The following is a 19,928-nucleotide window of genomic DNA, read 5'->3' as shown; positions in this document are numbered from 1 at the left end:
CAGTTTCGCCCGTCTCGTCCATCCGCCCCAACTAGGCAGCGCGGGAGGCAAAATCCACAGGCGAGGCGAGATTATGGCACTTTTGCCCGATTTGTGCATTGCACAACGGAAGAACTCCCGTCAGACTGCCGGCTCAAGGATAGCTCGCAGCGACAACACAACAGCGCGGGCAGCAGGGGACGCCAATTGCTTTACAACGCCTATGAACTCCAGCGCAGCTGGCTATCGAGCGCCAGCGCATGGGCCGCCATCGGGGCAGAAATGCTGTCCAATCCGGCGCTGCCGTACAACATGCTCGGCAATTACATGGGCATGGGCCCGGTCGCCGCGAGCGCGCTGGAAGTGTTCGCCCACGCCACTGCCACCTATGGCAAGCCGGCATGGGGCATCGAAACGGTCGAGGCTGAAGGCAAGCACTGGCCGGTGGTCGAAGCCACCGTGGTCAACAAGCCGTTCGGTGATCTCAAATGCTTCCACCGCGAAGGGCTGCCCGATGATGCGCCGCGCCTTCTGGTCGTTGCCCCGATGAGCGGGCATTACGCCACGTTGCTGCGCGGCACGGTCGAGCGGATGCTTGAAAACTACACCGTCTTCGTCACCGACTGGACCGATGCGCGCAATGTGCCGCTGCACGAAGGCCATTTCGATCTCGACGATTACATGGACTACGTGATCGAATTTCTCGAGCATATCGGGCCTGACGCACATGTCATGGCGGTTTGCCAACCTTCGGTCCCGGTGTTTGCCGCGACTGCGATCATGAACCGCGACGGACATCCCTGCACGCCGAAGACCCTCACCATGATGGGCGGTCCGATCGACACGCGCTGTTCGCCGACCAGCGTAAACGATCTGGCGATGGAACGACCTATCGAATGGTTCCAGCACAATGTTATCGCCACCGTCCCGATGCAGTATCGTGGGCACGGCCGCCGCGTTTACCCCGGCTTCATGCAGCTGGCAGGCTTCATGAGCATGAATCTGGGCAATCATATGATGAGCCACTACGAGATGTTCAAACACCTCACCGAAGGCGACGATGCGAGCGCGCAGGCGACCAAGGATTTCTACGACGAATACCGCAGCGTCTGCGACATGACGGCGGAATTTTACCTCCAGACCGTGGAAGAGGTTTTCCAGACCCACGCGATCCCCAACGGCACCTTCATGCACCGGGGTAAACGTATCGACCTGGGCGACATTACCGAAACCGCCCTGCTTGCCATCGAGGGGGAGCGGGACGATATTTCAGGCCTCGGCCAGACCAAAGCCGCTCTCGACCTGACACCCAATCTGAAGTCTGCCAAAAAGCGCTATTATATGGCCGAAGGCGCCGGACATTACGGCATTTTCAACGGCAGCAAATGGCGCGACAAGATCGCGCCCGTGGTCGAGGAATTCGTCGCCAAGCACGGCTGAATGCGTGAGTGACACTGTCCCAGGGTTAGCTTAAAGCACTGTGTATGCCGGACTTGGAACTGTTTGAGAATCGAAGCGCCGACCATCTCAGACTTGTTCTAGAGACAAGTCAGATTGGCATTTGGGAGCTTGATCTACAGACTGGCCTTGCGGTGAGGAATCTCACGCACGACAGGATTTTTGGCTACGATGCGCCGCTCGACGAATGGAGCTACGAAAAGTTTATCGATCATGTGATCGAGACTGATCGCGCAAGGGTTGATGCTCTGCAAAAGACTGCAATCGCAGAAAATCGTGAATGGTCTTTCGAATGCCAGATCAGAACTGCGCAGGGTAACATCCGGTGGATCCTGGCGGCTGGACGCCCCTTGCAGAATTCCGACGGCACCACCGGTAAGCTGATTGGCCAGGTGATCGATATCACCCGTTCCAAGCAGAACGAGGCAAGGCTTACACTCATCACCGAAGAGCTGAACCATCGGGTTCGGAACATACTGGCAATGATCCAATCGATGGTGAAAATGTCGGCGCGCGGTGCAAAGGACATTCCTGCATTCGCAAGAGCGCTCGAAGGCAGGGTAGGCGCCCTGGCCCGATCACATCAGTTGCTGGTCGGGGATTCGCCGACCTCCATGGCGCCGAGTGCAATTCTCGAGACGGAGTTGTCCGCCTTTGCTGGCATCCAGGACCAGATCGACCTTAACATCGTGGATGAGGCAGCCCTTTCTGCGTCGGCCAGTCAGGGTCTGGGGTTGGTGTTCCACGAATTGCTGACCAATGCGATGAAGCATGGCGCACTCTCGAACCCCGCCGGCCGCGTAGAGGTTACCGTTAGCCGCTCCGCCAAGTCCGTGAACATTCTCTGGAAGGAAAGCGGAGGGCCCCCGGTCGACCAGGGAGGGGGCAGCGGTTTCGGTTCGAAGCTTATCTCGAAAGCGCTCGCGCCGGATGGCACCACTGAACTAATATTCTCACCCGAAGGGCTTGAATGTCGCATCGTTCTCGATGCTGATTAATAGCCGGATTCCTGTCCGTAAGCGGAACGTCTGAATTCACTTCAAACCAATCGCTCCGCATGCCAGGCCACATGCTCTGCCATGAAGGACGAGATGAAGTAGTAGGAGTGGTCGTAACCCTCCTGCATCCGGATTTCCGGGGCCATTCCTACCTTGGCGCAGGCGAGGGACAGCGCGCCGGTTTTAAGCTGCTCTTCCAGAAACTGGTCGGCGGTCCCTTGGTCAACGAGGATGTGGTCGTGCCGCGCGCCATCCTCGATCAGGGCGACCGCATCATAGGCGCGCCAGGCCTCGCGATTGTCGCCAAGGTAGCGTGAAAGGGCTTTCTCGCCCCACGGAACGCGGGATGGGGCGACGATGGGGGAGAAAGCACTGATCGAACGGAAGCGCGCCGGATCGCGCAGGCCGATGGTCAGCGCACCGTGGCCGCCCATCGAATGGCCCGTGATCGACTGGCGCGCTAGATCGACCGGGAATTCGCTTGCCACCACGTGGGGCAGTTCGATCTCGATATAGCTACGCATACGGAAGTGCTTTGCCCACGGTTGCTGTGTGGCATCGACATAGAAGCCAGCACCCTTGCCGAAGTCGTATTCGTCCTTGGCGTCGGGCACATCGTCACCGCGCGGGGAAGTGTCCGGCGCGACGAAAATAATACCGTGTTCGGCGCAGGCCCGCCGGTATTCACCCTTTTCGGTCACATTGGCATGGGTGCAGGTGAGGCCGGACAGATACCACAGCACCGGCAGCTTCGCGCCTTCGGCATGGGGCGGGACGTAAACCGAGAAGGTCATCTCGGTCTCAGTCGCCTCCGACTGGTGCGAGCAGACGAACTGATCGCCGCCAAAGGCCTTGTTCTGCGAAAGGTATTCCAGCTTCATGCGGTCTCCTGAACCGGTATTTCTGCGACCAGCGGCGCATGACCCCAATGCTTCAGCAGCCGCAATGTATCCGCGCCGGAAAGCCCGATTGTCGCGGTGTTGCGAAGCGGGTGGACGTTTATACGCTCCGCCGCCGCCAGTCCGGCTTCGATCACACAGGTGACGCTGCCCGGTTCGGCATTGATCATGGCGAGGGGTGTAACGGAGCCGGGCGTGATACCAAGCAGGCGCTCCATCGCCTCGGGATTGCCGAAACTCACGCGCTTGCAGCCGATGGCCTGGGGCAGGGCTTTCAGGTCGACGCGGGCTTCGGCCGGAACAGTGACCAGCCAGAACTCACCCTTGGCGTCCTTGAGGAACAGGTTTTTCGTATGCTCGCCGGGAATGGCATCCTTGATGCCGCGGCTTTCCTCCACGGTGAAGACCGCTTCGTGTTCGTAAAACGCAAAAGGGACCGCGAGCGCCGTGAGTTCGGCTCGCAGTCCCTCTTCATTCGGTGCAGCCAAGCGGCTTAGCCCATGCGTTTCATGACGCAGATCTTGTTTCCTGCCGGATCGCGGAGATAGGCAAGATACATGCTGCCGATTTCGCTGGAGCGGATGCCCGGCGGGTCTTCGATGGCAGTGCCGCCATTTTCCAGACCGGCCTTATGCCAGGCATTGCCCTGTTCTTCGCTTTCGACTGCAAAGCCGATGGTACCGCCATTGGCGCAGGTGGCAGGCTGGCCGTCGATCGGCTTGGTGACGAGGAAGATGCCGCCGTTGTGCATGTAGATCAGGCGGCCTTTCGGATCGACCGAGGCTTCGCGTCCGCCAAGCGCCTTGAAACAGGCATCGTAGAACTTCTTTGCAGCGTCGATATCATCGGCGCCCAGCATGACGTGGCTGAACATTATGTCTCTCTCCTTAGGTTTCGATTCGCTACCTTAACGACGGGCCGGGCGCGTTCAAGCGCTCAGATGTCGATTGCGAGGGTGGCACTCTTCTGGTCGCCGGTATTGGGCATGTCTTTCGGGTCGATCAGCAGCAGCTTCACTTCGCCGTGACGCGCGCATGGCCGGTGTTCTACGCCGCGCGGGATGACGATCAGCTCGCCCGCTTCGAGCACTTCCGTGCGATCGCGAAATTCCATGTCGAGCGTGCCGTCGAGGATCAGGAACAGCTCGTCCGTATCCTCGTGGCAGTGCCAGATAAACTCACCCCCGACCTTCACCAGCCGGATTTCGTTGTCATTGTAACGCGCCACGATGCGCGGCGCCCAGTGGTCGGAGAACTGGGCGAACTTGTCCTCCAGCGTGACCTTTTTCGCCGTCATCAATAGACGACCACGGCGCGGATGCTCTCGCCCGAATGCATCAGGTCGAAACCCTTGTTGATGTCTTCGAGGCTGAGGCGGTGCGTGATCATCGGGTCGATCTCGATCTTGCCGTTCATGTACCAGTCGACGATCTTGGGCACATCGGTACGGCCCTTCGCTCCGCCGAAAGCCGTGCCGCGCCAGTTGCGCCCCGTGACCAGCTGGAAAGGGCGGGTTTCGATCGTCTTGCCGGCCTCTGCGACGCCGATGATGATGCTGGTGCCCCAGCCCTTGTGGCAGCATTCAAGGGCATCGCGCATGACTGCCGTGTTGCCGGTGCAATCGAAGCTGTAGTCCGCGCCCCCGTCGAGCATGTTGACCAGCGTTTCGACGACGTTGCCGACCTCTTTCGGGTTCACGAAATCGGTCATGCCGAACTTGCGGCCCCATTCTTCCTTGGATGGATTGATGTCCACACCGACGATCCGGTCCGCACCTGCCAGGCGCGCGCCCTGGATGACGTTGAGACCGATGCCGCCGAGGCCGAAGACCACGACATTGTCGCCGACCTGCACCTTGGCCGTATTGGTGACCGCGCCGACCCCGGTAGTCACACCGCAGCCGACATAGCAGGTGGTGTCAAAGGGCGCGTCTTCGCGGATCTTGGCGACTGCGATTTCCGGCAACACGGTGAAGTTCGAAAAGGTCGAACAGCCCATGTAGTGATAGATCGGCTTGCCCTGATAGCTGAAGCGGGTCGTCCCGTCGGGCATCAGGCCCTTGCCCTGCGTTTCGCGGATCGCGCTGCACAGATTGGTCTTGCCCGAAAGGCACATCTTACACTGGCGGCATTCGGGCGTGTAGAGCGGAATGACGTGATCGCCCTGTTTCACACTGGTCACGCCGGGGCCGACTTCACGCACCACGCCGCAGCCTTCGTGGCCGAGCACGCTGGGGAACAAGCCCTCGCTGTCGAGCCCGTCCAGCGTGTAGGCATCGGTGTGGCAGATGCCGGTCGCCATGATCTCGACCAGCACTTCGCCCGCCTTGGGGCCTTCAAGGTCAAGCTCGACGATCTCGAGCGGCTTCTTGGCTTCGAAAGCAACGGCGGCGCGGGTTTTCATACTGCGATTCTCCTATTTGCCCATTCGGTAGGGATGGCGCGAGAGGGCCGCAAGCCAAGTTGCTTGCGGTTCATCAGCAAGCCCTTATGCGGAGACCATGCGTAAACTCATTCTTTTGGTCGCCGTCCTTGCTTCGCCTGTCCTCGCACAGGATGCTCCTGCGGTGCCGCAGCTTAATATGCAGCAGCAGGCATCGCTGAAATGCGGAACGGCGTTTGCCACCGTCGCCCGCGGCCAGACCGATGGCGATGCGGCGATGCTGGAATATCCGGACATGACGGTGAGAGGCCTCGAATTCTTCGTGCGCACCGCTGCCACCTTGATGGACGAAACGGGAGCCGACAGGGAGGCGATGCGCGCATTGGCCATGACCGAAGTAACGGCATTGGCGAGCGATCCTGCATCTCTGAGTGAGATCATGCCTGCCTGCCTGCTCATGCTGGACGCTTCGGGCCTCTGAACCTCGTTCAGACTCGTTTCAGCGGGTTTTTGCTAGCGATCCTGCATCACAGAAATCCGGAAGGACAATCCATGAGCCGTGCTTTGCTTGCCGCCGCTTCACTTGTTGCAATCGCCGCACCCATGCCCGCTTTCGCGCAGGAGACAGAGACCCCTCTCGAGGTCGAAGAACCAGTCGAGCTGGCAGATCTGACGGACAAACTCTCCGATCCGGAACGCCAGCGCGAAGTTGCGCTGATGGCGCGCGCCATAAGCGAAGTGCTGCTGGACTTGCCCGTTGCGCCCCTGATGGAAGCCATGGGACAGATCGCCGGTGAAGAGGCACCAATGGTCGAGCCCGGCACGACCCTGCGCTCGCTCGCCCCGCAAGCGGGCCGCGTGCCCGAAGAAATCGAACGCAACCTGCCGCGCGCGATGGACGCCGTGAGCGCGATGGCTGGCGCGGCGGAAATCATGCTTCCGCAATTGCGCGAACTGGCGCAGCGGCTTGAGGAAACAATTCCGCAAGACCGCTGATCGGACAGTAAATTTTCGCCATTATCGTTCGCACCAGTGGACGCGTGCGCGCTGCTGTCGCATAGGCAGGAGCCATGTGGCAGCTCCACCAATTTCCCCTGTGCCCCTTCAGCCGCAAGCTGCGTCTGTTGATGGGCGAAAAATCGGTCGCCTACGAGCTCGTCCGGGAAAACCCGTGGGAAGGGCGCGACAGCCTGTGGCAGCTCAATCCGGCAGGCAGGACGCCGGTGCTGCACGATCCGGGGCGCGGCGCCACACTGTGTGACAGCCAGGCGATCTGCGAGTTCTTCGAAGAAACGGTCGATCGCAATCCGATGATCTCGGGAAGCGCGATGCAACGCGCGGAAATCCGCCGTCTGACCCGGTTGTTCGACGAAAGTTTCTACGGCGATGTGACCGCGCCCGCCCTGCACGAAAAGATGAAGAAGCGCCTGATCCTGCGGCAGTCACCCGATGGACGGGTGCTGCGCGAGATGGGGCGCCTCTTGCATGGCCACCTCGACTACATCGACTGGCTGGTCGACACGCGCAGCTGGCTGGCAGGGCCGACGCTGAGCCTGGCCGACCTCGCCTGCGCGGCGCAGCTATCGGTGGTCGATTACCTTGGCGCGATCGAGTGGAAGGGCCACGATCAGGCGCGCGACTGGTACATGGTCATGAAAAGCCGCCCCAGCTTCCGCCCGCTGCTGAGCGAGAAGATGGACGGACTGCCCCCGCCTCGGGAATATGCCTCGCTGGATTTGTGAACTCTGATTGGCCGCGAATGGCGGTTTGTATTTATGACGGAAGATGAGTGGTATAGTTCCACCAATGCCAAGGAAATGCTCACGTATATGCGTGAAGAGCGGCCACGCTTTTTCAATTCTCAGGAGCGACAGCTTCAGCGGTTTCTCATCGGTTGCTGTTGGAAAAACGAGGACCTGCTCGCGACAAATGGCCTCAAGGAAGCTGTCAAAAACGCTGAGCGGTATCTTGAGGGGTCGGTCAAACGACAAGACCTCGACCGGCTGGACTATGATGCTGAGGCTGAGGTCTTCGGTATCGAGTATGCCGAAACGTTAGACAGAATTGCCGAGGTCCAAGCCCTGATAGATGGGATTGACCGTCTGGAGGGTGTGCCGTTCGAAGCTGCAAGGAAAGTTCTCGTTGAAGCTGCCTATTTTGCCGAACGGACGCTAATTTATCCTGACATCCACCGGCAGCGCTGGGTAATGAAGGTCTTCAACGATAAGTTCATTTGTGCCGACATTCTGCGAGAACATCTCCATCCGTTCTAAGCAGGATAAGGTGGCTCCACTCACCTCTGACAAACCGGACAGAACCATGTGCTGCGCCCGCCCTGCACGATGCGGCGGATCATGCCGCCGTCCTCGTGGTGGCAGGCCTCGCCCTCGCGGCCGTAGACGTGAAAGCGGGTGGCGAAATAGCCAAGGTTTCCGTCGGGCTGGGCGAAATCGCGCAAGGTGCTGCCGCCGTCGCGGATGGACTGTTCGAGCACTTCCTTTATGGCCGGAACGAGCCGCCGAAGCTGCGGCATCGTGACTTTGCCTCCGGCTTTCCCGGGATGGATGCCGGAGCGCCATAACGCCTCGCACACGTAGATATTGCCCAGACCGGCAACGATCCGCTGGTCGAGCAGCAGCAGCTTGATGGCCTGCTTGCGCCCGCGTGTCGCCTCGCGCAGGTGCTCGGCCGTCAGCAATTCGCCCAGCGGCTCTGGCCCCAGCGCCGCGAATGGCTTCCACGTGACCAGCTCGTCATTCGTCATCAGGTCCACAGAGCCGAACCTGCGCGGGTCGTTCAATGCGAAGCGGTGGCCCGCCGTGTCGATCACGAGATGGTCGTGCTTCTCATCCTCGGCCGGGTCGATCCGCCAGCGCCCGCTCATACCGAGATGGAAAATCATCGCATGGTCACGGCTGGTGTGAATGAGGCCGTATTTCGCGCGGCGCGTCAGATGCGTGACGCTCGCCCCGGTAAGAGCCTGCACCAGATCGGGCGGGAAGGGGCGCCGCATATCAGGCCGGTTCACCTGCACCAGCGTGATAGTTTCCCCTTCGAGGAACCGCGCTAGGCCGCGCACCGTTGTTTCGACTTCGGGAAGCTCTGGCATGGGTTACCCTCTAACACCCTTTGCGCTGGCTACAATTCCCCCTAAGGCACCCCGCCATGAACGACACAGTTTCCTTCGGCTATGAAGACATCGACGAAAGTGAGAAAACCGGCCGCGTAGGCGAGGTTTTTTCCAATGTTGCCGCCAAATACGACGTGATGAACGATGCCATGTCGGTCGGGATGCACCGCTTGTGGAAGAATCGCTTCGTGCGGCGGGTCAAACCGCAGCCGGGCGAACAGATCCTCGACATGGCGGGCGGCACCGGCGACATCGCTTTCCGCATGGCAGAGCATGGCGCCAGCGTGACCGTGTCCGACATCAACCAGGAAATGCTGGATGTCGGGATCGAACGCGCGATGGAGCGCGGGATCGACGGTCTCGTCTGGAGCCGACAGAACGCCGAAGAACTGTCATTCTCCAGCCGCACTTTCGATGCCTATACCATCGCGTTCGGTATCCGGAACGTGACCCACATCGACAAGGCACTTAAAGAAGCGCACCGCGTGCTAAAATATGGCGGCCGCTTCTATTGCCTGGAATTTTCGACGGTCGAATGGCCCGGCTTCAAGGAAGTATACGACCTCTATTCGCACAAGCTGGTGCCGCAGATCGGCAAGGCGATTGCGAACGACGAGGACAGCTACCGCTATCTCATCGAATCGATCCGCCGCTTCCCGGACATGCCCAAGTTTGAGCAAATGATCCGCGATGCAGGGTTCGAAAACACCCGGGTCGATCCGATCATGGGCGGACTTGTCGCCATCCATTCGGGATGGAAAGTCTAGGGTGGCCAAGCCTTCTACGCATATCTGGCGGCTGGGTCGTTGGGCGCGCATTCTCGCACGTCACGGTGCCCTGCGCGGGATTCAGAATGACCCGAATACGCCCGCCCCTGTGAAGCGCCTCATTGGCCTGTTCAGCGTCGGAACCCTTAAATCGAGCGAGCCCGATTATGCGGGTGCGTTTCGCGCCATCGGTCCTGCGGCGATCAAGCTGGGCCAGACGCTGGCGACGCGGCCCGACCTTGTTGGCGAGGAAGCTGCGCGCAACCTGCTGAAGCTGCAGGACGACCTGCCGCCGGTTGACTTCAAACTGATCCGGCAGAGCATCGAGAGCACTTTCGAACAGACGCTCGAAAGCCTCTATTCCGAATTCGATCCCGAACCGATCGGCGCGGCCTCTATCGCTCAGGTCCACCGTGCAGTGACCACCGAGGGCAGGCACGTCGCGGTCAAGGTCCTGCGCCCCGGCGTGCGCGAGCAATTCGCCCGCGACATCGACACCTATGAATGGGCTGCGGCGCATCTTGAGAGCTTTGGCGGGGAGGCTGCGCGCCTGCGCCCGCGGCTCATCATCGCCAATTTCAAGCGCTGGACCGCGCGCGAACTGGACCTTCGCCGTGAAGCTGCCTCTGCATCGGAACTGGCCGAGCACATGGTCGGTTCGCCCGGCTACGAAATTCCCGGCATCGACTGGGACCGCACGAACGGCCGAGTGATGACCATCGATTGGGTCGACGGCATCAAGATCAGCAATGTCGATGCGTTGGTGGCCGCAGGACACGACACTCCGGAAATCGCCAACCGCCTCGTTCTCGCATTTCTCAAGCAGGCGATTGCGGCCGGTTTCTTCCATGCCGACATGCATCAGGGCAATCTGTTCGTGAAAGCGGACGGTACCATCGCGGCCATCGATTTCGGCATCATGGGCCGGATCGACCGGCAAGCGCGGATGTGGCTCGCTGAAATTCTCTACGGCCTGACCACCGGCAATTACAAACGCGTCGCCGAAATCCATTTCGAGGCGCAATACGTCCCGAGCTATCACAATGTCGACGAATTCGCGACGGCACTGAGAGCCGTGGGCGAACCGATGCGCGGCAAGCCGGTCAGCGAATTGTCGGTCGGCCAGATGCTCGACGGGCTGTTCGCCATCACCCGCGATTTCGACATGCAGACCCAGCCGCACTTACTGCTGCTGCAGAAAACCATGGTGATGGTGGAAGGGATCGCGACACAGCTCAATCCCCAGATCAATATGTGGGACGTGTCCGCGCCTTACGTGCGCAGCTGGATCCGCGACGAGCTTGGCCCGGAAGCCGCGATTGCCGACCGCATCAAGACCGATACCGAAACCCTGCTGCGCATTCCCGATCTGGTCCGCCGGATCGAGGACCGCTTCCCGCCCAAGGGCGGCGCGCCTGAGCCGCCGCCGTTGCCCGACATCGAACTGATGTGGGAGCGGCGCACTCGCAAGGAAGGCCGCAGCGGCATTCTTGGCTACGCGCTGGCCGCGGCAGGCGGCGGCCTCGCCGCATGGCTGGCCGCAGCACAAGGCTGGATCGGTTAGGCTGCCTGGCTGCGCCAGCGAAGCATTGCGAAAGTCAGCACAAAAACGTGCGCGGCCTCGACCAGCATCGGTGTCCACCAGCCTTCATAGAATCCGACAGCGAACAGGTTCACCAACCTGCCGGTAAACGCGGTGGCGAATAGCAAAAGGGGAGCTAGCAGTACGTCGCTGCGCCGTTTCCATGCGCCCCAGCCCATGAAGACTGCTGCAACCAGAAAGAACGCAGTAAAATCTCCGCGCATGGCAGACAGACCCATTGGGCCGGTCGCAGTCATGCCGAAATCCATGCCTGCCAAGGCGGGATCGACAAAGAAGCTCACTCCCAGAACGAGATCGAGCATGGCACCCAGCGCAATAAGCGCGGCAAGAATGAAATTCATCGGCGAAACCCCTCCGTTTCCTTTTTTTAAACCATAGGCTGCCAAGGGTATGAGGGCAATCGCGCGCATTTTGCGTGCTGGCAATGACGGACAGGGGGCGCTAGCAAGCGCAACGATGACGCAATGGGAATGCACCAGCCGATCAGCGCGGACGACGCGCAGGACCAATTTGACGGAGCGCACAAAGTGAGCGGACCGAGAATCCTGCTTGTAATTGGCGGCGGTATCGCGGCCTACAAGTCGTGCGAACTCGTACGCCTGATCCGCAAGGCAGGCGGCGAGGTGACGTGCGTGCTGACCGAAGGCGGCCAGCAGTTCGTGACGCCGATGTCGCTTGCCGCGCTGTCGGGCAAGAAAGTCTACACCTCGCTCTTCGACCTCAAGGACGAAGTCGAGATGGGCCATATCCAGCTTTCGCGCGATGCCGACCTCGTGGTCGTGTGTCCGGCAACGGCGGACCTGCTGGCCAAGATGGCTGCCGGCATTGCCGATGATCTCGCCACCACCCTGATCCTTGCTACTGACAAGCCGGTGCTGACGGTTCCGGCGATGAACGTGAAAATGTGGGAGCATTCCGCCACGCAGCGCAATGCCGACTGGCTGCGCCAGGCAGGCGTGAAGGTCATGGACCCGGACGAAGGCCCGATGGCTTGCGGCGAATTCGGCCCCGGCCGCCTGCCCGATCCTGCCGCAATCGTTCAGGCCATTGCTGCCGAACTCGACATAGAAATCGACCTGCCTGAATTGGCCCCGCCAGCGCCGCAGCTCGCACCGCCAACTCCCGAGACCGCAGACGAAGAAACTGCGGACGAGGAAGCGGAAGACATCGCTCTCGAAGCGCTCGAACCGGAAGACGAAGAAGAGGTGGTGAAAAGTGGCGGAGGCCTCGGCGGCCTGCTGTCGATGATTATTCCGCGCTCCACTGCCAAGCGTTCGCACGAGGAAATCGAAGAGGAATTCGAAGATTTCGAAGACCTGCCCGAGCCCGAAATGCTCGACGCAGCGGCGCTTGTCGAAAACACCGAAATCAATCCCGATCTGGGAGGGCCGCTGCTGGCGAAAAAGGGCGGCGCGGCTTCCGCTCCGCCGATCGATCCCGAGGCGCTCAACCACACGGTCGCCCGCAAGGACAAGCGCGCCAAGCCTCAACCGGTCGAGGAAGACGTTCAAACGCAGGAAGTCGCATTCGAAGATTCCCCGCTTGCGGGTCAGGCCGAATTCGATCCCGATCCCGAACATCGCCCGCTCTATGGCAAGCACGTGCTGGTCACCGCAGGCCCGACGCGTGAACCGATCGACCCGGTCCGCTACATCGCTAACCGCTCCAGCGGAAAGCAGGGCTTCGCTATCGCCGCAATGGCCGCCGCTGCCGGTGCGCGCGTAACGCTCGTTTCCGGGCCGGTTCATTTGCCGACACCCCACGGTGTCGACCGCATCGATGTCGAAACCGCCGACGATATGGCCGAGGAAGTGCGCAACGCGCTGCCTGCTGACGCCGCCTTCATGGTCGCGGCTGTATCCGACTGGAAAAGCAAGCACGTGGCCGGCGAAAAGATGAAGAAACGCGGTTCAGCGCCGCCCGCGCTTATCCTCGCGGAAAATCCCGATATTCTGGCTGCCGTTGCAGCCGGACGCAAACGTCCGCACCTGCTTATCGGCTTTGCCGCCGAAACAGAGAACGTGGTCGAAAACGCCAAGACCAAGCGCAAGCGCAAGGGCGTCGACTGGATCATCGCCAACAATGTTGCCGGTGAAGTGGGCGCGAGTGTGATGGGCGGCGATCTGAACCAGGTTCATGTGGTCACCCAGAAGGGCGTCGAAAGCCTGCCTGAAATGGCCAAGGAAGACGTCGCCCGCGAACTGGTCCGCCGCGCCGCGGAAGCCCTGGCGGAGCCTGTAGAGGAAGACATGCATGATTGATCCGGTCGGCGTACAGGTAAAGCGGTTGCCCCACGGGCACGGCCTCGACCTTCCCAGATACGCCACCACCGGGTCTGCCGGAATGGATGTCCTTTCGGCGGAACAGCTTTCCCTGAAACCCGGACAGCGCCATGCTGTGGCTACCGGACTGGCGCTCGCCATACCTCCCGGCTTCGAGATCCAGGTCCGTCCGCGCTCGGGGCTTGCGCTCAAGCATGGCATTACCGTGCCTAACACGCCCGGCACGATCGACAGCGATTACCGCGGTGAACTCAAGATTATCCTGATCAATCACGGCGACGAGAGCTTTGCCATCGAACGCGGCGACCGGATTGCGCAATTGGTTCTGGCGCCCGTGGTTCAGGCCGCGTGGTCCGAAGTCGATGAGCTAGACGAAACCACTCGCGGCGACGGCGGCTTCGGCTCTACCGGCGGCCACGCGAAGCTGGTCTGAACGCACCCCTCAGTCCCTGCCTGCGCGATATAGCAGGAGCGCAGGAAGCACCCATAGGCCGGCGACGAACAATACTGGCCCCCAGTCGGACCGGGACGTAAACTCCGCCACCGTCCCGGCGACGAGAATTCCGCCGATCATGGCTGCGGCGATCACGCTCACGGCGCGTGCGCGCAGCCGAAACGCGAGACTGGCCAACAGCGCGGCGAAAACCATGATCGTGAAAACTGCATTGATCGGTCCATCGCCGATGATGCCGACGGCCGCGTTCACCCAGACAGTGGCGAAGCCAGCGAGAGCCGCGATGATCAGTCCGGCTTTATGAGCCGTACCGCGCCCCACGCGAACAGCCAGCTCGATGCCGCCGCCAAGCGCCGCCAGCATAATGGCCGCGAAGAGGAAATCGCCAATGGTCCAGGCGACATCCCCGCTAAACTGCATCGCGATTGCGGGCAGGGACAGCAATGCCGCGGCGGCACACCAACCGGCGAGGCGCCAACCGTTCAGCCACCTGCGATCACTATCGGTTGTTTCAGTCATGCAGTGATGCTCCTTGAATTGCGTTGGCGATCAGGTGCTTCATTGGCCGCATCAGGTCATGAGCAATTCGTGAGCAATTGCTGAAACCCTTCATCATGGGCGCATCATGCTCTAGCCGTTGGCGGATGGCAGACATTCATCGCTTTCTGAACTTTGGCGAGTTCACGATTGACCTTGCGAACCGCCGCCTCGACCGGTCGGGTGAGCCGATCGATCTGGGCAGCCGCTATTTCGATGCCTTGTGCCTGCTCGCCAGCCATCAGGGGGACCTGGTATCCAAGGACCGCTTCATGGCCGAAGTTTGGAAGGGCATCCCCGTCACCGACGAGGCGCTCACGCAGTGTATCAGAACATTGCGCCGCGCATTGGGTGACGAGGCAGCCGCGCCGCGCTATATCGAGACGGTGCCCAAGCACGGCTACCAGTTCGTAGCCCCCGTATCGCACGGCAATGAACCAAGCCCGCAGCGTGCTATACAGGCGCATGCCGGAAGGATTGTCGGAGCCACGACAATAGGCGGGCTCGGCGCGGGATTGATCGGCGGATCTTTCTACGGGCTATTGGGCACTGACGGTGGAGCGGCAGGGCTGGCTACGCTCGTGCTGCTCTGTGTGTCGCTGAGCGTGCTGGGTGCTTCAGGTATCGGGGCGGGAATGGGGCTGGCCTCTTTATGGAGAGGGGCAAAGTCCCCGGCGATCCTGGCTGGCGGCGCCCTTGGCGGATTGGTCGTCGGCGCTCTGGGCTCTGCGCTTGCCAGCTCAGGTCTGGAAGCGATCACCGGTACTTTTCCGGGACGGGTCACCGGCATGTTCGAAGGCATGGCGCTGGGGCTGTCGGCAGGCGCCGCCGTCCTCATGGCCGAGCGTTTCGCCCGGACACCGCGTATAGCGTTGAGCGGGGCGGCCGCGGCTGGGGGAACACTTGCCGGACTGACCACTCTTGGCGGCGGATGGTTCCTTGGCTCGACGCTGGCCGTGCTCGAAGCGCAATTTCCGCAGTCGCATCTCGAAATCGCAAATCTGGGCCGCGCTTTTGGCGAGAGCGGGTTCGGCGATACCGCGCGTTTCGCCACCGCGATGCTGGAGGGCAGCGTATTCGCCGCTTCGATAGGTCTCGCCTATCTGCGCTGGCGCAAAGCTTGAATACAAAAAGGGCGGCCCGATCCATGGCCGCCCTCAATGGTGATCCTCATTGCGAGGAAGTGTTCGTCCTGCCGGGTCAGTCTACGCGGCGGACAGTCTTTTCTTCCGGCTTGATCGAAATGCGCACCGTCTCGCCCGAATTGCCCGGGAAATCGGTGAACATGGCTTCGACCAGGTTCGGCACAAGATATTGCAGGCGGTCCGAAGTGGAAAGCGCCTGGGCCTTGCCTTCGAACAGACGTTCGCCGGTGGCCGCGCGGTCGATCTTCATATCGACGCCGCTGGTGTAGACTGTGTAGCTGCGCACTTCAGGGCCGCCGAACCACGGGTCGTAGAAACCGTAACCCCAACTGCTGCCGAACCGGGTGCGATAGCGCAGCGATGAACGGTAATACCGCGACCGGTGGAAGCCGCGATAACGATCCCACGGTGAATAGAACGGGTCATAGAAACCGGTTGAGCGCACCCGCTCACGGCCCTTGTCGACACCGTAGTCGAAACGGACCAGCAGCGTTGCATCATCGGGAGACGCAGCCTGGACATAACCAAGACGCTCCATCTGCGCTTCGACCTGATCGGCATAGAGTGAGAACTCGAGGCCGCCCGCAAGCGCCGGATCATCGGCCACTACCGCAAAGCTTTCGCCAGCAGGTGCGGGAAGCTGCGTTTCGAAACGCGTCACGTCGGCCTTGAAGCCGGGCGTCGCACAGGCAGCAAGGCCTGCGATAATCATGGGAACGGAGGCCAGCTTGAGTTTGCGCCCCAAACCCTTTTGAAGGGTAGTCATAGCATAGTCCTTTCGCGTCTTGGCGATGAGCGTACACCATTTGTGCATTGTGGTGCAGCCTGCCTTTCCCCAAGACAATCCGCCTCTAACTGTCATGACTTCTAAGCCATTGGCCCTGAACTGGCTTTGAATGGGCAGATTCACATTTGATGTATGAATTCCGAAGGGTTGTCTGCTCCGCCCTACAGGCGCTAAGGGACGCGGCGATAGCTAACATTTTCGAGTAAGGCAGACACCCGCCATGGCCGGCCATTCCAAATTCAAGAATATCATGCACCGCAAGGGCGCGCAGGACAAAAAGCGCTCGAACCTGTTCTCAAAGCTCAGCCGCGAAATCACCGTGGCGGCCAAGATGGGCATGCCCGATCCGGACATGAACCCGCGCCTGCGTCTGGCTGTCAACGCGGCCAAGGCCCAGTCCATGCCGAAGGACAATATCCAGCGTGCAATCGACAAGGCATCGGCCACCGATGGCGAGAATTACGAAGAAGTGCGCTACGAAGGCTATGGCCCCGGCGGCAGCGCGATCATCGTCGAGGCGCTCACAGACAATCGGAACCGCACCGCTACAGCCGTGCGCACCGCTTTTTCCAAGAACGGCGGCAATCTGGGTACGGAAGGTTCGGTCCAGCACGGATTCGAACGGCTTGGCCTGATCGAATATCCGGCCAGCGTGGGCGACGAGGAAAAGGTTCTGGAAGCCGCCATGGAAGCCGGTGCGGAAGATATCGAAAGCACTGATGATGGTCATACCATCTGGACCGCTGCTGATGACCTGCACCAGGTCGCAACCGATCTTGAAAAGTCCTTGGGCGAAGCTGAAAACGTCAAGCTCGCATGGAAGCCCAACCTTACGGTCGATATGGATGAGAAGGGTGCGTCCACCCTGCTCAAGCTGATCGATACGCTCGACGATGACGATGACGTACAGACCGTGTGGGGCAATTACGAGATTTCCGACGAAGTCATGGCCAAGCTTGATTGAAGCTGCGGGAATGGCTTCTTGCACTGATGCTGGGAGCCGCGTTCCTGCTTGCCATGGCATGGCGGCTGGGCTGGATGATCGGGCTGTAAGCTCGTGCTGATACTGGGGCTGGATCCCTCGCTATCGTGCACGGGATGGGGGATCGTGCGCACACAGGGCTCGCGCATCACCCACATTGCCAATGGACAGATCGCCACTTCGCCGCGCGCGGCCCACGCCGACCGGCTGGCGCAGCTCTACCAAGGGATCGTCGCTGTAATCGCCGAGCATCAGCCCGAACGGGCAGCGGCGGAAGAAGTCTTCGTTAACAAGAACCCGCAATCTACGCTGAAGCTGGCGCAGGCGCGCGGCGCAGTCCTCGCGGCATGCGGAACCGCCGGACTGCCGGTCAATGAACACTCGGCGCGGCTGGTGAAGAAAGCGGTGGTAGGAACCGGCGCGGCCGATAAAGCCCAGGTGCAGGCCATGCTGAAAGTGCTCTTGCCGGGTGTGAGCCTTGCCGGGGCCGACGCGGCAGATGCCCTGGCAGTGGCAATTGCCGACGCGCATATCTCCCCGAGAATCTAAGGAACTGACATGAGCTTGCAGATGTACGGCATTCCCAATTGCGACACCGTGAAGAAGGCGCGCAAGTGGCTGGATGCCAACGGCATTGAATACAGTTTCCATGATTACAAGAAGGTGGGTGCTGACCCGGCAAAGCTTGGCGCCTGGTCGGATGAGGCCGGGTGGGAAGCGCTGCTCAACAAGCGCGGAACCACGTTTCGCAAGCTGAGCGACGATCAGAAGTCAGACATTGACCGGGCAAAGGCCATCGCATTGATGGCCGAGCATCCCAGCATGATCAAACGGCCCGTGCTGGAGCATGCCAGCGGAATTCAAATCGGATTTTCGGAAAGCGATTGGGCAGCGGCGCTTCAATAGCCGCTTTTGTTGCCCCAGCCTTTGTCGTCACCCTGGGTGATCGACCGGGCATTATCGTTCGAGGCACTGGTGATTTGCCGCTTGATCGAACCAAGATCACTGCCGGATCCGTACAGCAGGCCGATCCCGATTGCGGCAAACAAGATGAGTTTTTTGATCATGATTACGCGATTCTACTGAGATAACCTCAAGATCGCGTTAAAAAATGTGGTTTCCGACCCGGGTCATGGCCCGCGTCCGGGCCGCAACGTGCACTCCGCCGCCGTTGGATCGCTGGCCGGATTGCTGGAACTCGGCGCGACGGCCTGGGTTTTGATCGAGAGTCCCGCGATTGTGCGGTCGGCATTGGAGTATGCGGATGAAGACCGACGACGATTGGATGCGGATCGCGCGCGATTATGCCGTTCAGGAAAAAGGCAGCGATCCTGCCAACACTCCGATAGCGGCCGTCCTGGTGCTTGATGGACGGGAAATCGCCCGCGGAGTGAACCATACGCAGGAATGCTGCGATGCTACTGCTCATGCTGAAATCGTCACCTTGCGAGCTGGCGGCAAGGCTTTCGGAGAGATGCGGATCGAGGGGGCGACGCTCTACTCAACGCTCCAGCCATGCGGGATGTGCACCTTCGCCAGCATTTGGGCAGGTGTCAGCCGGATCGTCTACGGTGCCGGGCGCAAGGACGTCCATGAAATGTATTTCGAGGACCGTCATCTCTCGACCCTCGATTTCGTGGCCGATGCCTACAAGGACGATCTGGAGCTGGTCGGCGGCGTTTTGGTCAACGAGTGTGCGCAGCTCTATTTCAGGCCGTGGGATGAAGTGCCGGAAGACGATCAGGCCAATGATTAGTCCGCGCGGCGCGCCGTCACGATGTAGTTGAGGGAAAGATCGCCCGAAAGGTGCAGGCCCTTCATCGGTGAAAACGCGATCCCGCTCGGCTCGCCCATTTCCAGACCGATGCTGCCCAGCAGTTCGCCCAGCTCTTCAGGCGTGATGAAGTCGTCCCAGTGATGCGTCCCCTTGGGGATCAGCCCCACGCCCTCGGCCGCGCCGATCATCAGCAAGCGCGATTGCGGTGTCCGGTTGGGCGTGGACAGCACCATCAACCCGTCATCGGCAAGCCGCACAGCAAGTTCGCTAAGGAAGCGCCGCTTATCCGCGACGTGCTCGATCACTTCCATTGAAGTGACGAGATCGAACTTGCCGAGGTCCTGCGCCCCGATTTCGCCGGCGATATAGCGGATATCGAGGCCTACGCCTTCTGCATGGACACTTGCCGCCGCCACGTTTTCGGGCGCAGCATCCACGCCGGTGACTTGCGCACCCATGCGGGCGAGCGGTTCGGCGAGAAGTCCGGCGCCGCAGCCGACATCGAGCGCGCTCTTTCCGGCAAGCGGGCGCGCATTGCGCACGTCGCCCGCCCAGTGGACGTCTATCGCATCGCGCAGGAAGGCGAGACGAACGGGGTTGAGCTTGTGCAACATGGCTGACGAACCCTTGGGATCCCACCACTCCTTGGCCAGCTTGCCGAAATGGGCGGCTTCTTCGGGCCGGATCGTTTGGCCGCCTGAAGTATTGCTTGGCTTGTCGGTTGTTGCATCGCTCATGCTGGGTGGCTA

The 19,928-nt window shown here is 60.7% G+C and carries 26 protein-coding genes; 15 read left to right on the top strand and 11 right to left on the bottom strand.

The window, feature by feature from the left end; all coding sequences use genetic code 11:
- The first annotated feature begins 186 nt into the window (after nucleotides 1-186).
- Together K3166_RS11235 and K3166_RS11230 are read left to right on the top strand one after the other, a co-directional pair.
- Nucleotides 187-1,419 (top strand): polyhydroxyalkanoate depolymerase, encoded by a 1,233-nt coding sequence (locus K3166_RS11235; RefSeq protein WP_221422308.1) that lies wholly within the window; start codon nucleotides 187-189, stop codon nucleotides 1,417-1,419.
- Nucleotides 1,420-1,463: 44 nt separating this feature from the next.
- Nucleotides 1,464-2,435 carry a sensor histidine kinase gene (locus K3166_RS11230; protein ID WP_247714626.1) on the top strand — a complete coding sequence of 324 codons (972 nt, stop codon included), beginning with the start codon at nucleotides 1,464-1,466 and terminating at the stop codon, nucleotides 2,433-2,435.
- 41 nt (nucleotides 2,436-2,476) lie between these two features.
- Here K3166_RS11230 and fghA read toward each other — a convergent pair whose 3' ends face one another.
- The 5 genes from fghA to K3166_RS11205 form a co-directional block, all read right to left on the bottom strand.
- Nucleotides 2,477-3,316, bottom strand: coding sequence for an S-formylglutathione hydrolase (gene fghA, locus K3166_RS11225; RefSeq protein WP_221422306.1), 840 nt, complete (start codon nucleotides 3,314-3,316; stop codon nucleotides 2,477-2,479).
- Entirely contained in the window at nucleotides 3,313-3,822 is a 510-nt protein-coding gene (locus tag K3166_RS11220; protein WP_221422305.1) for a prolyl-tRNA synthetase associated domain-containing protein, read from the bottom strand. Before K3166_RS11220 ends, fghA begins: the two co-directional genes overlap by 4 nt.
- Before the next feature lie 5 nt (nucleotides 3,823-3,827).
- Entirely contained in the window at nucleotides 3,828-4,208 is a 381-nt protein-coding gene (locus tag K3166_RS11215; protein ID WP_221422304.1) for a VOC family protein, read from the bottom strand.
- A gap of 62 nt (nucleotides 4,209-4,270) precedes the next feature.
- A complete protein-coding gene (locus K3166_RS11210) occupies nucleotides 4,271-4,630 on the bottom strand; it encodes a cupin domain-containing protein (RefSeq protein WP_221422303.1) in 360 nt (119 codons plus the stop codon).
- Nucleotides 4,630-5,736: an S-(hydroxymethyl)glutathione dehydrogenase/class III alcohol dehydrogenase gene (locus K3166_RS11205; protein WP_221422302.1), complete on the bottom strand. Its 1,107-nt coding sequence runs from the start codon at nucleotides 5,734-5,736 to the stop codon at nucleotides 4,630-4,632. The genes K3166_RS11210 and K3166_RS11205 overlap by 1 nt, the downstream gene beginning before the upstream one ends.
- 97 nt (nucleotides 5,737-5,833) lie before the next feature.
- Between K3166_RS11205 and K3166_RS11200 the strand changes: the two genes are divergently transcribed.
- The 4 genes from K3166_RS11200 to K3166_RS11185 all read left to right on the top strand — a co-directional run bounded on the left by K3166_RS11200 (nucleotide 5,834) and on the right by K3166_RS11185 (nucleotide 7,988).
- The gene (locus K3166_RS11200) at nucleotides 5,834-6,196 is read left to right on the top strand and encodes a hypothetical protein (RefSeq protein ID WP_221422301.1); all 363 of its coding nucleotides are present in this window, start codon (nucleotides 5,834-5,836) and stop codon (nucleotides 6,194-6,196) included.
- A gap of 71 nt (nucleotides 6,197-6,267) precedes the next feature.
- A complete protein-coding gene (locus tag K3166_RS11195) occupies nucleotides 6,268-6,711 on the top strand; it encodes a hypothetical protein (protein ID WP_221422300.1) in 444 nt (147 codons plus the stop codon).
- A 74-nt stretch (nucleotides 6,712-6,785) separates the two neighbouring features.
- Entirely contained in the window at nucleotides 6,786-7,457 is a 672-nt protein-coding gene (locus K3166_RS11190; RefSeq protein WP_221422299.1) for a glutathione S-transferase family protein, read from the top strand.
- 33 nt (nucleotides 7,458-7,490) lie between these two features.
- Nucleotides 7,491-7,988 carry a hypothetical protein gene (locus tag K3166_RS11185; RefSeq protein ID WP_221422298.1) on the top strand — a complete coding sequence of 166 codons (498 nt, stop codon included), beginning with the start codon at nucleotides 7,491-7,493 and terminating at the stop codon, nucleotides 7,986-7,988.
- Nucleotides 7,989-8,008: 20 nt separating this feature from the next.
- Here K3166_RS11185 and mutM read toward each other — a convergent pair whose 3' ends face one another.
- Nucleotides 8,009-8,824, bottom strand: a complete 816-nt coding sequence (gene mutM / locus K3166_RS11180; RefSeq protein ID WP_221422297.1) for a bifunctional DNA-formamidopyrimidine glycosylase/DNA-(apurinic or apyrimidinic site) lyase — start codon at nucleotides 8,822-8,824, stop codon at nucleotides 8,009-8,011.
- Nucleotides 8,825-8,880: 56 nt separating this feature from the next.
- Between mutM and ubiE the strand changes: the two genes are divergently transcribed.
- Together ubiE and ubiB are read left to right on the top strand one after the other, a co-directional pair.
- Nucleotides 8,881-9,612, top strand: coding sequence for a bifunctional demethylmenaquinone methyltransferase/2-methoxy-6-polyprenyl-1,4-benzoquinol methylase UbiE (gene ubiE / locus K3166_RS11175; RefSeq protein ID WP_221422296.1), 732 nt, complete (start codon nucleotides 8,881-8,883; stop codon nucleotides 9,610-9,612).
- A gap of 1 nt (nucleotide 9,613) precedes the next feature.
- The gene (gene ubiB / locus K3166_RS11170; protein WP_221422295.1) at nucleotides 9,614-11,176 is read left to right on the top strand and encodes a 2-polyprenylphenol 6-hydroxylase; all 1,563 of its coding nucleotides are present in this window, start codon (nucleotides 9,614-9,616) and stop codon (nucleotides 11,174-11,176) included.
- Here the strand turns inward: ubiB and K3166_RS11165 are convergent.
- On the bottom strand, nucleotides 11,173-11,556 hold the full coding sequence (locus K3166_RS11165; protein WP_221422294.1) for a hypothetical protein: 384 nt from the start codon (nucleotides 11,554-11,556) through the stop codon (nucleotides 11,173-11,175). The genes ubiB and K3166_RS11165 overlap by 4 nt on opposite strands.
- A 129-nt stretch (nucleotides 11,557-11,685) precedes the next feature.
- Here K3166_RS11165 and K3166_RS11160 point away from each other — a divergent pair, with 129 nt between their 5' ends.
- Together K3166_RS11160 and dut are read left to right on the top strand one after the other, a co-directional pair.
- The gene (locus K3166_RS11160; protein ID WP_247714796.1) at nucleotides 11,686-13,476 is read left to right on the top strand and encodes a bifunctional phosphopantothenoylcysteine decarboxylase/phosphopantothenate synthase; all 1,791 of its coding nucleotides are present in this window, start codon (nucleotides 11,686-11,688) and stop codon (nucleotides 13,474-13,476) included.
- A complete protein-coding gene (dut, locus tag K3166_RS11155; RefSeq protein WP_221422292.1) occupies nucleotides 13,469-13,930 on the top strand; it encodes a dUTP diphosphatase in 462 nt (153 codons plus the stop codon). Before K3166_RS11160 ends, dut begins: the two co-directional genes overlap by 8 nt.
- Before the next feature lie 9 nt (nucleotides 13,931-13,939).
- Here the strand turns inward: dut and K3166_RS11150 are convergent, their stop codons facing one another.
- On the bottom strand, nucleotides 13,940-14,470 hold the full coding sequence (locus K3166_RS11150; protein WP_221422291.1) for a hypothetical protein: 531 nt from the start codon (nucleotides 14,468-14,470) through the stop codon (nucleotides 13,940-13,942).
- Between the two features lie 125 nt (nucleotides 14,471-14,595).
- On the opposite strand from K3166_RS11150, the gene K3166_RS11145 reads away from it, so the two are divergent.
- Nucleotides 14,596-15,612 (top strand): winged helix-turn-helix domain-containing protein, encoded by a 1,017-nt coding sequence (locus tag K3166_RS11145; protein WP_221422290.1) that lies wholly within the window; start codon nucleotides 14,596-14,598, stop codon nucleotides 15,610-15,612.
- A gap of 76 nt (nucleotides 15,613-15,688) precedes the next feature.
- On the opposite strand, the gene K3166_RS11140 is transcribed toward K3166_RS11145, so the two are convergent.
- Nucleotides 15,689-16,399: a DUF4136 domain-containing protein gene (locus tag K3166_RS11140; protein WP_247714625.1), complete on the bottom strand. Its 711-nt coding sequence runs from the start codon at nucleotides 16,397-16,399 to the stop codon at nucleotides 15,689-15,691.
- 241 nt (nucleotides 16,400-16,640) lie between these two features.
- Between K3166_RS11140 and K3166_RS11135 the strand changes: the two genes are divergently transcribed.
- The 3 genes from K3166_RS11135 (at nucleotide 16,641) to K3166_RS11125 (ending at nucleotide 18,308) form a co-directional block, all read left to right on the top strand.
- Nucleotides 16,641-17,384 carry a YebC/PmpR family DNA-binding transcriptional regulator gene (locus tag K3166_RS11135; RefSeq protein ID WP_221422289.1) on the top strand — a complete coding sequence of 248 codons (744 nt, stop codon included), beginning with the start codon at nucleotides 16,641-16,643 and terminating at the stop codon, nucleotides 17,382-17,384.
- A 93-nt stretch (nucleotides 17,385-17,477) separates the two neighbouring features.
- Nucleotides 17,478-17,951 carry a crossover junction endodeoxyribonuclease RuvC gene (gene ruvC / locus K3166_RS11130; protein WP_221422288.1) on the top strand — a complete coding sequence of 158 codons (474 nt, stop codon included), beginning with the start codon at nucleotides 17,478-17,480 and terminating at the stop codon, nucleotides 17,949-17,951.
- Between the two features lie 9 nt (nucleotides 17,952-17,960).
- A complete protein-coding gene (locus K3166_RS11125; RefSeq protein ID WP_221422287.1) occupies nucleotides 17,961-18,308 on the top strand; it encodes an ArsC family reductase in 348 nt (115 codons plus the stop codon).
- Here the strand turns inward: K3166_RS11125 and K3166_RS11120 are convergent.
- Nucleotides 18,302-18,469, bottom strand: coding sequence for a hypothetical protein (locus K3166_RS11120; RefSeq protein ID WP_221422286.1), 168 nt, complete (start codon nucleotides 18,467-18,469; stop codon nucleotides 18,302-18,304). The genes K3166_RS11125 and K3166_RS11120 overlap by 7 nt on opposite strands.
- A gap of 197 nt (nucleotides 18,470-18,666) precedes the next feature.
- Between K3166_RS11120 and K3166_RS11115 the strand changes: the two genes are divergently transcribed.
- The gene (locus K3166_RS11115) at nucleotides 18,667-19,158 is read left to right on the top strand and encodes a nucleoside deaminase (RefSeq protein ID WP_221422285.1); all 492 of its coding nucleotides are present in this window, start codon (nucleotides 18,667-18,669) and stop codon (nucleotides 19,156-19,158) included.
- On the opposite strand, the gene ubiG is transcribed toward K3166_RS11115, so the two are convergent.
- Nucleotides 19,155-19,916, bottom strand: coding sequence for a bifunctional 2-polyprenyl-6-hydroxyphenol methylase/3-demethylubiquinol 3-O-methyltransferase UbiG (gene ubiG / locus K3166_RS11110; RefSeq protein ID WP_221422284.1), 762 nt, complete (start codon nucleotides 19,914-19,916; stop codon nucleotides 19,155-19,157). The two genes, K3166_RS11115 and ubiG, sit on opposite strands and share 4 nt — an antisense overlap.
- Nucleotides 19,917-19,928: the final 12 nt, after the last annotated feature.

This window comes from Qipengyuania psychrotolerans, from assembly GCF_019711355.1.
Classification (GTDB): domain Bacteria; phylum Pseudomonadota; class Alphaproteobacteria; order Sphingomonadales; family Sphingomonadaceae; genus Qipengyuania; species Qipengyuania psychrotolerans.
Note: the sequence above shows the minus strand (reverse complement) of the source record. Positions and strands in the feature narration are given on the sequence as shown.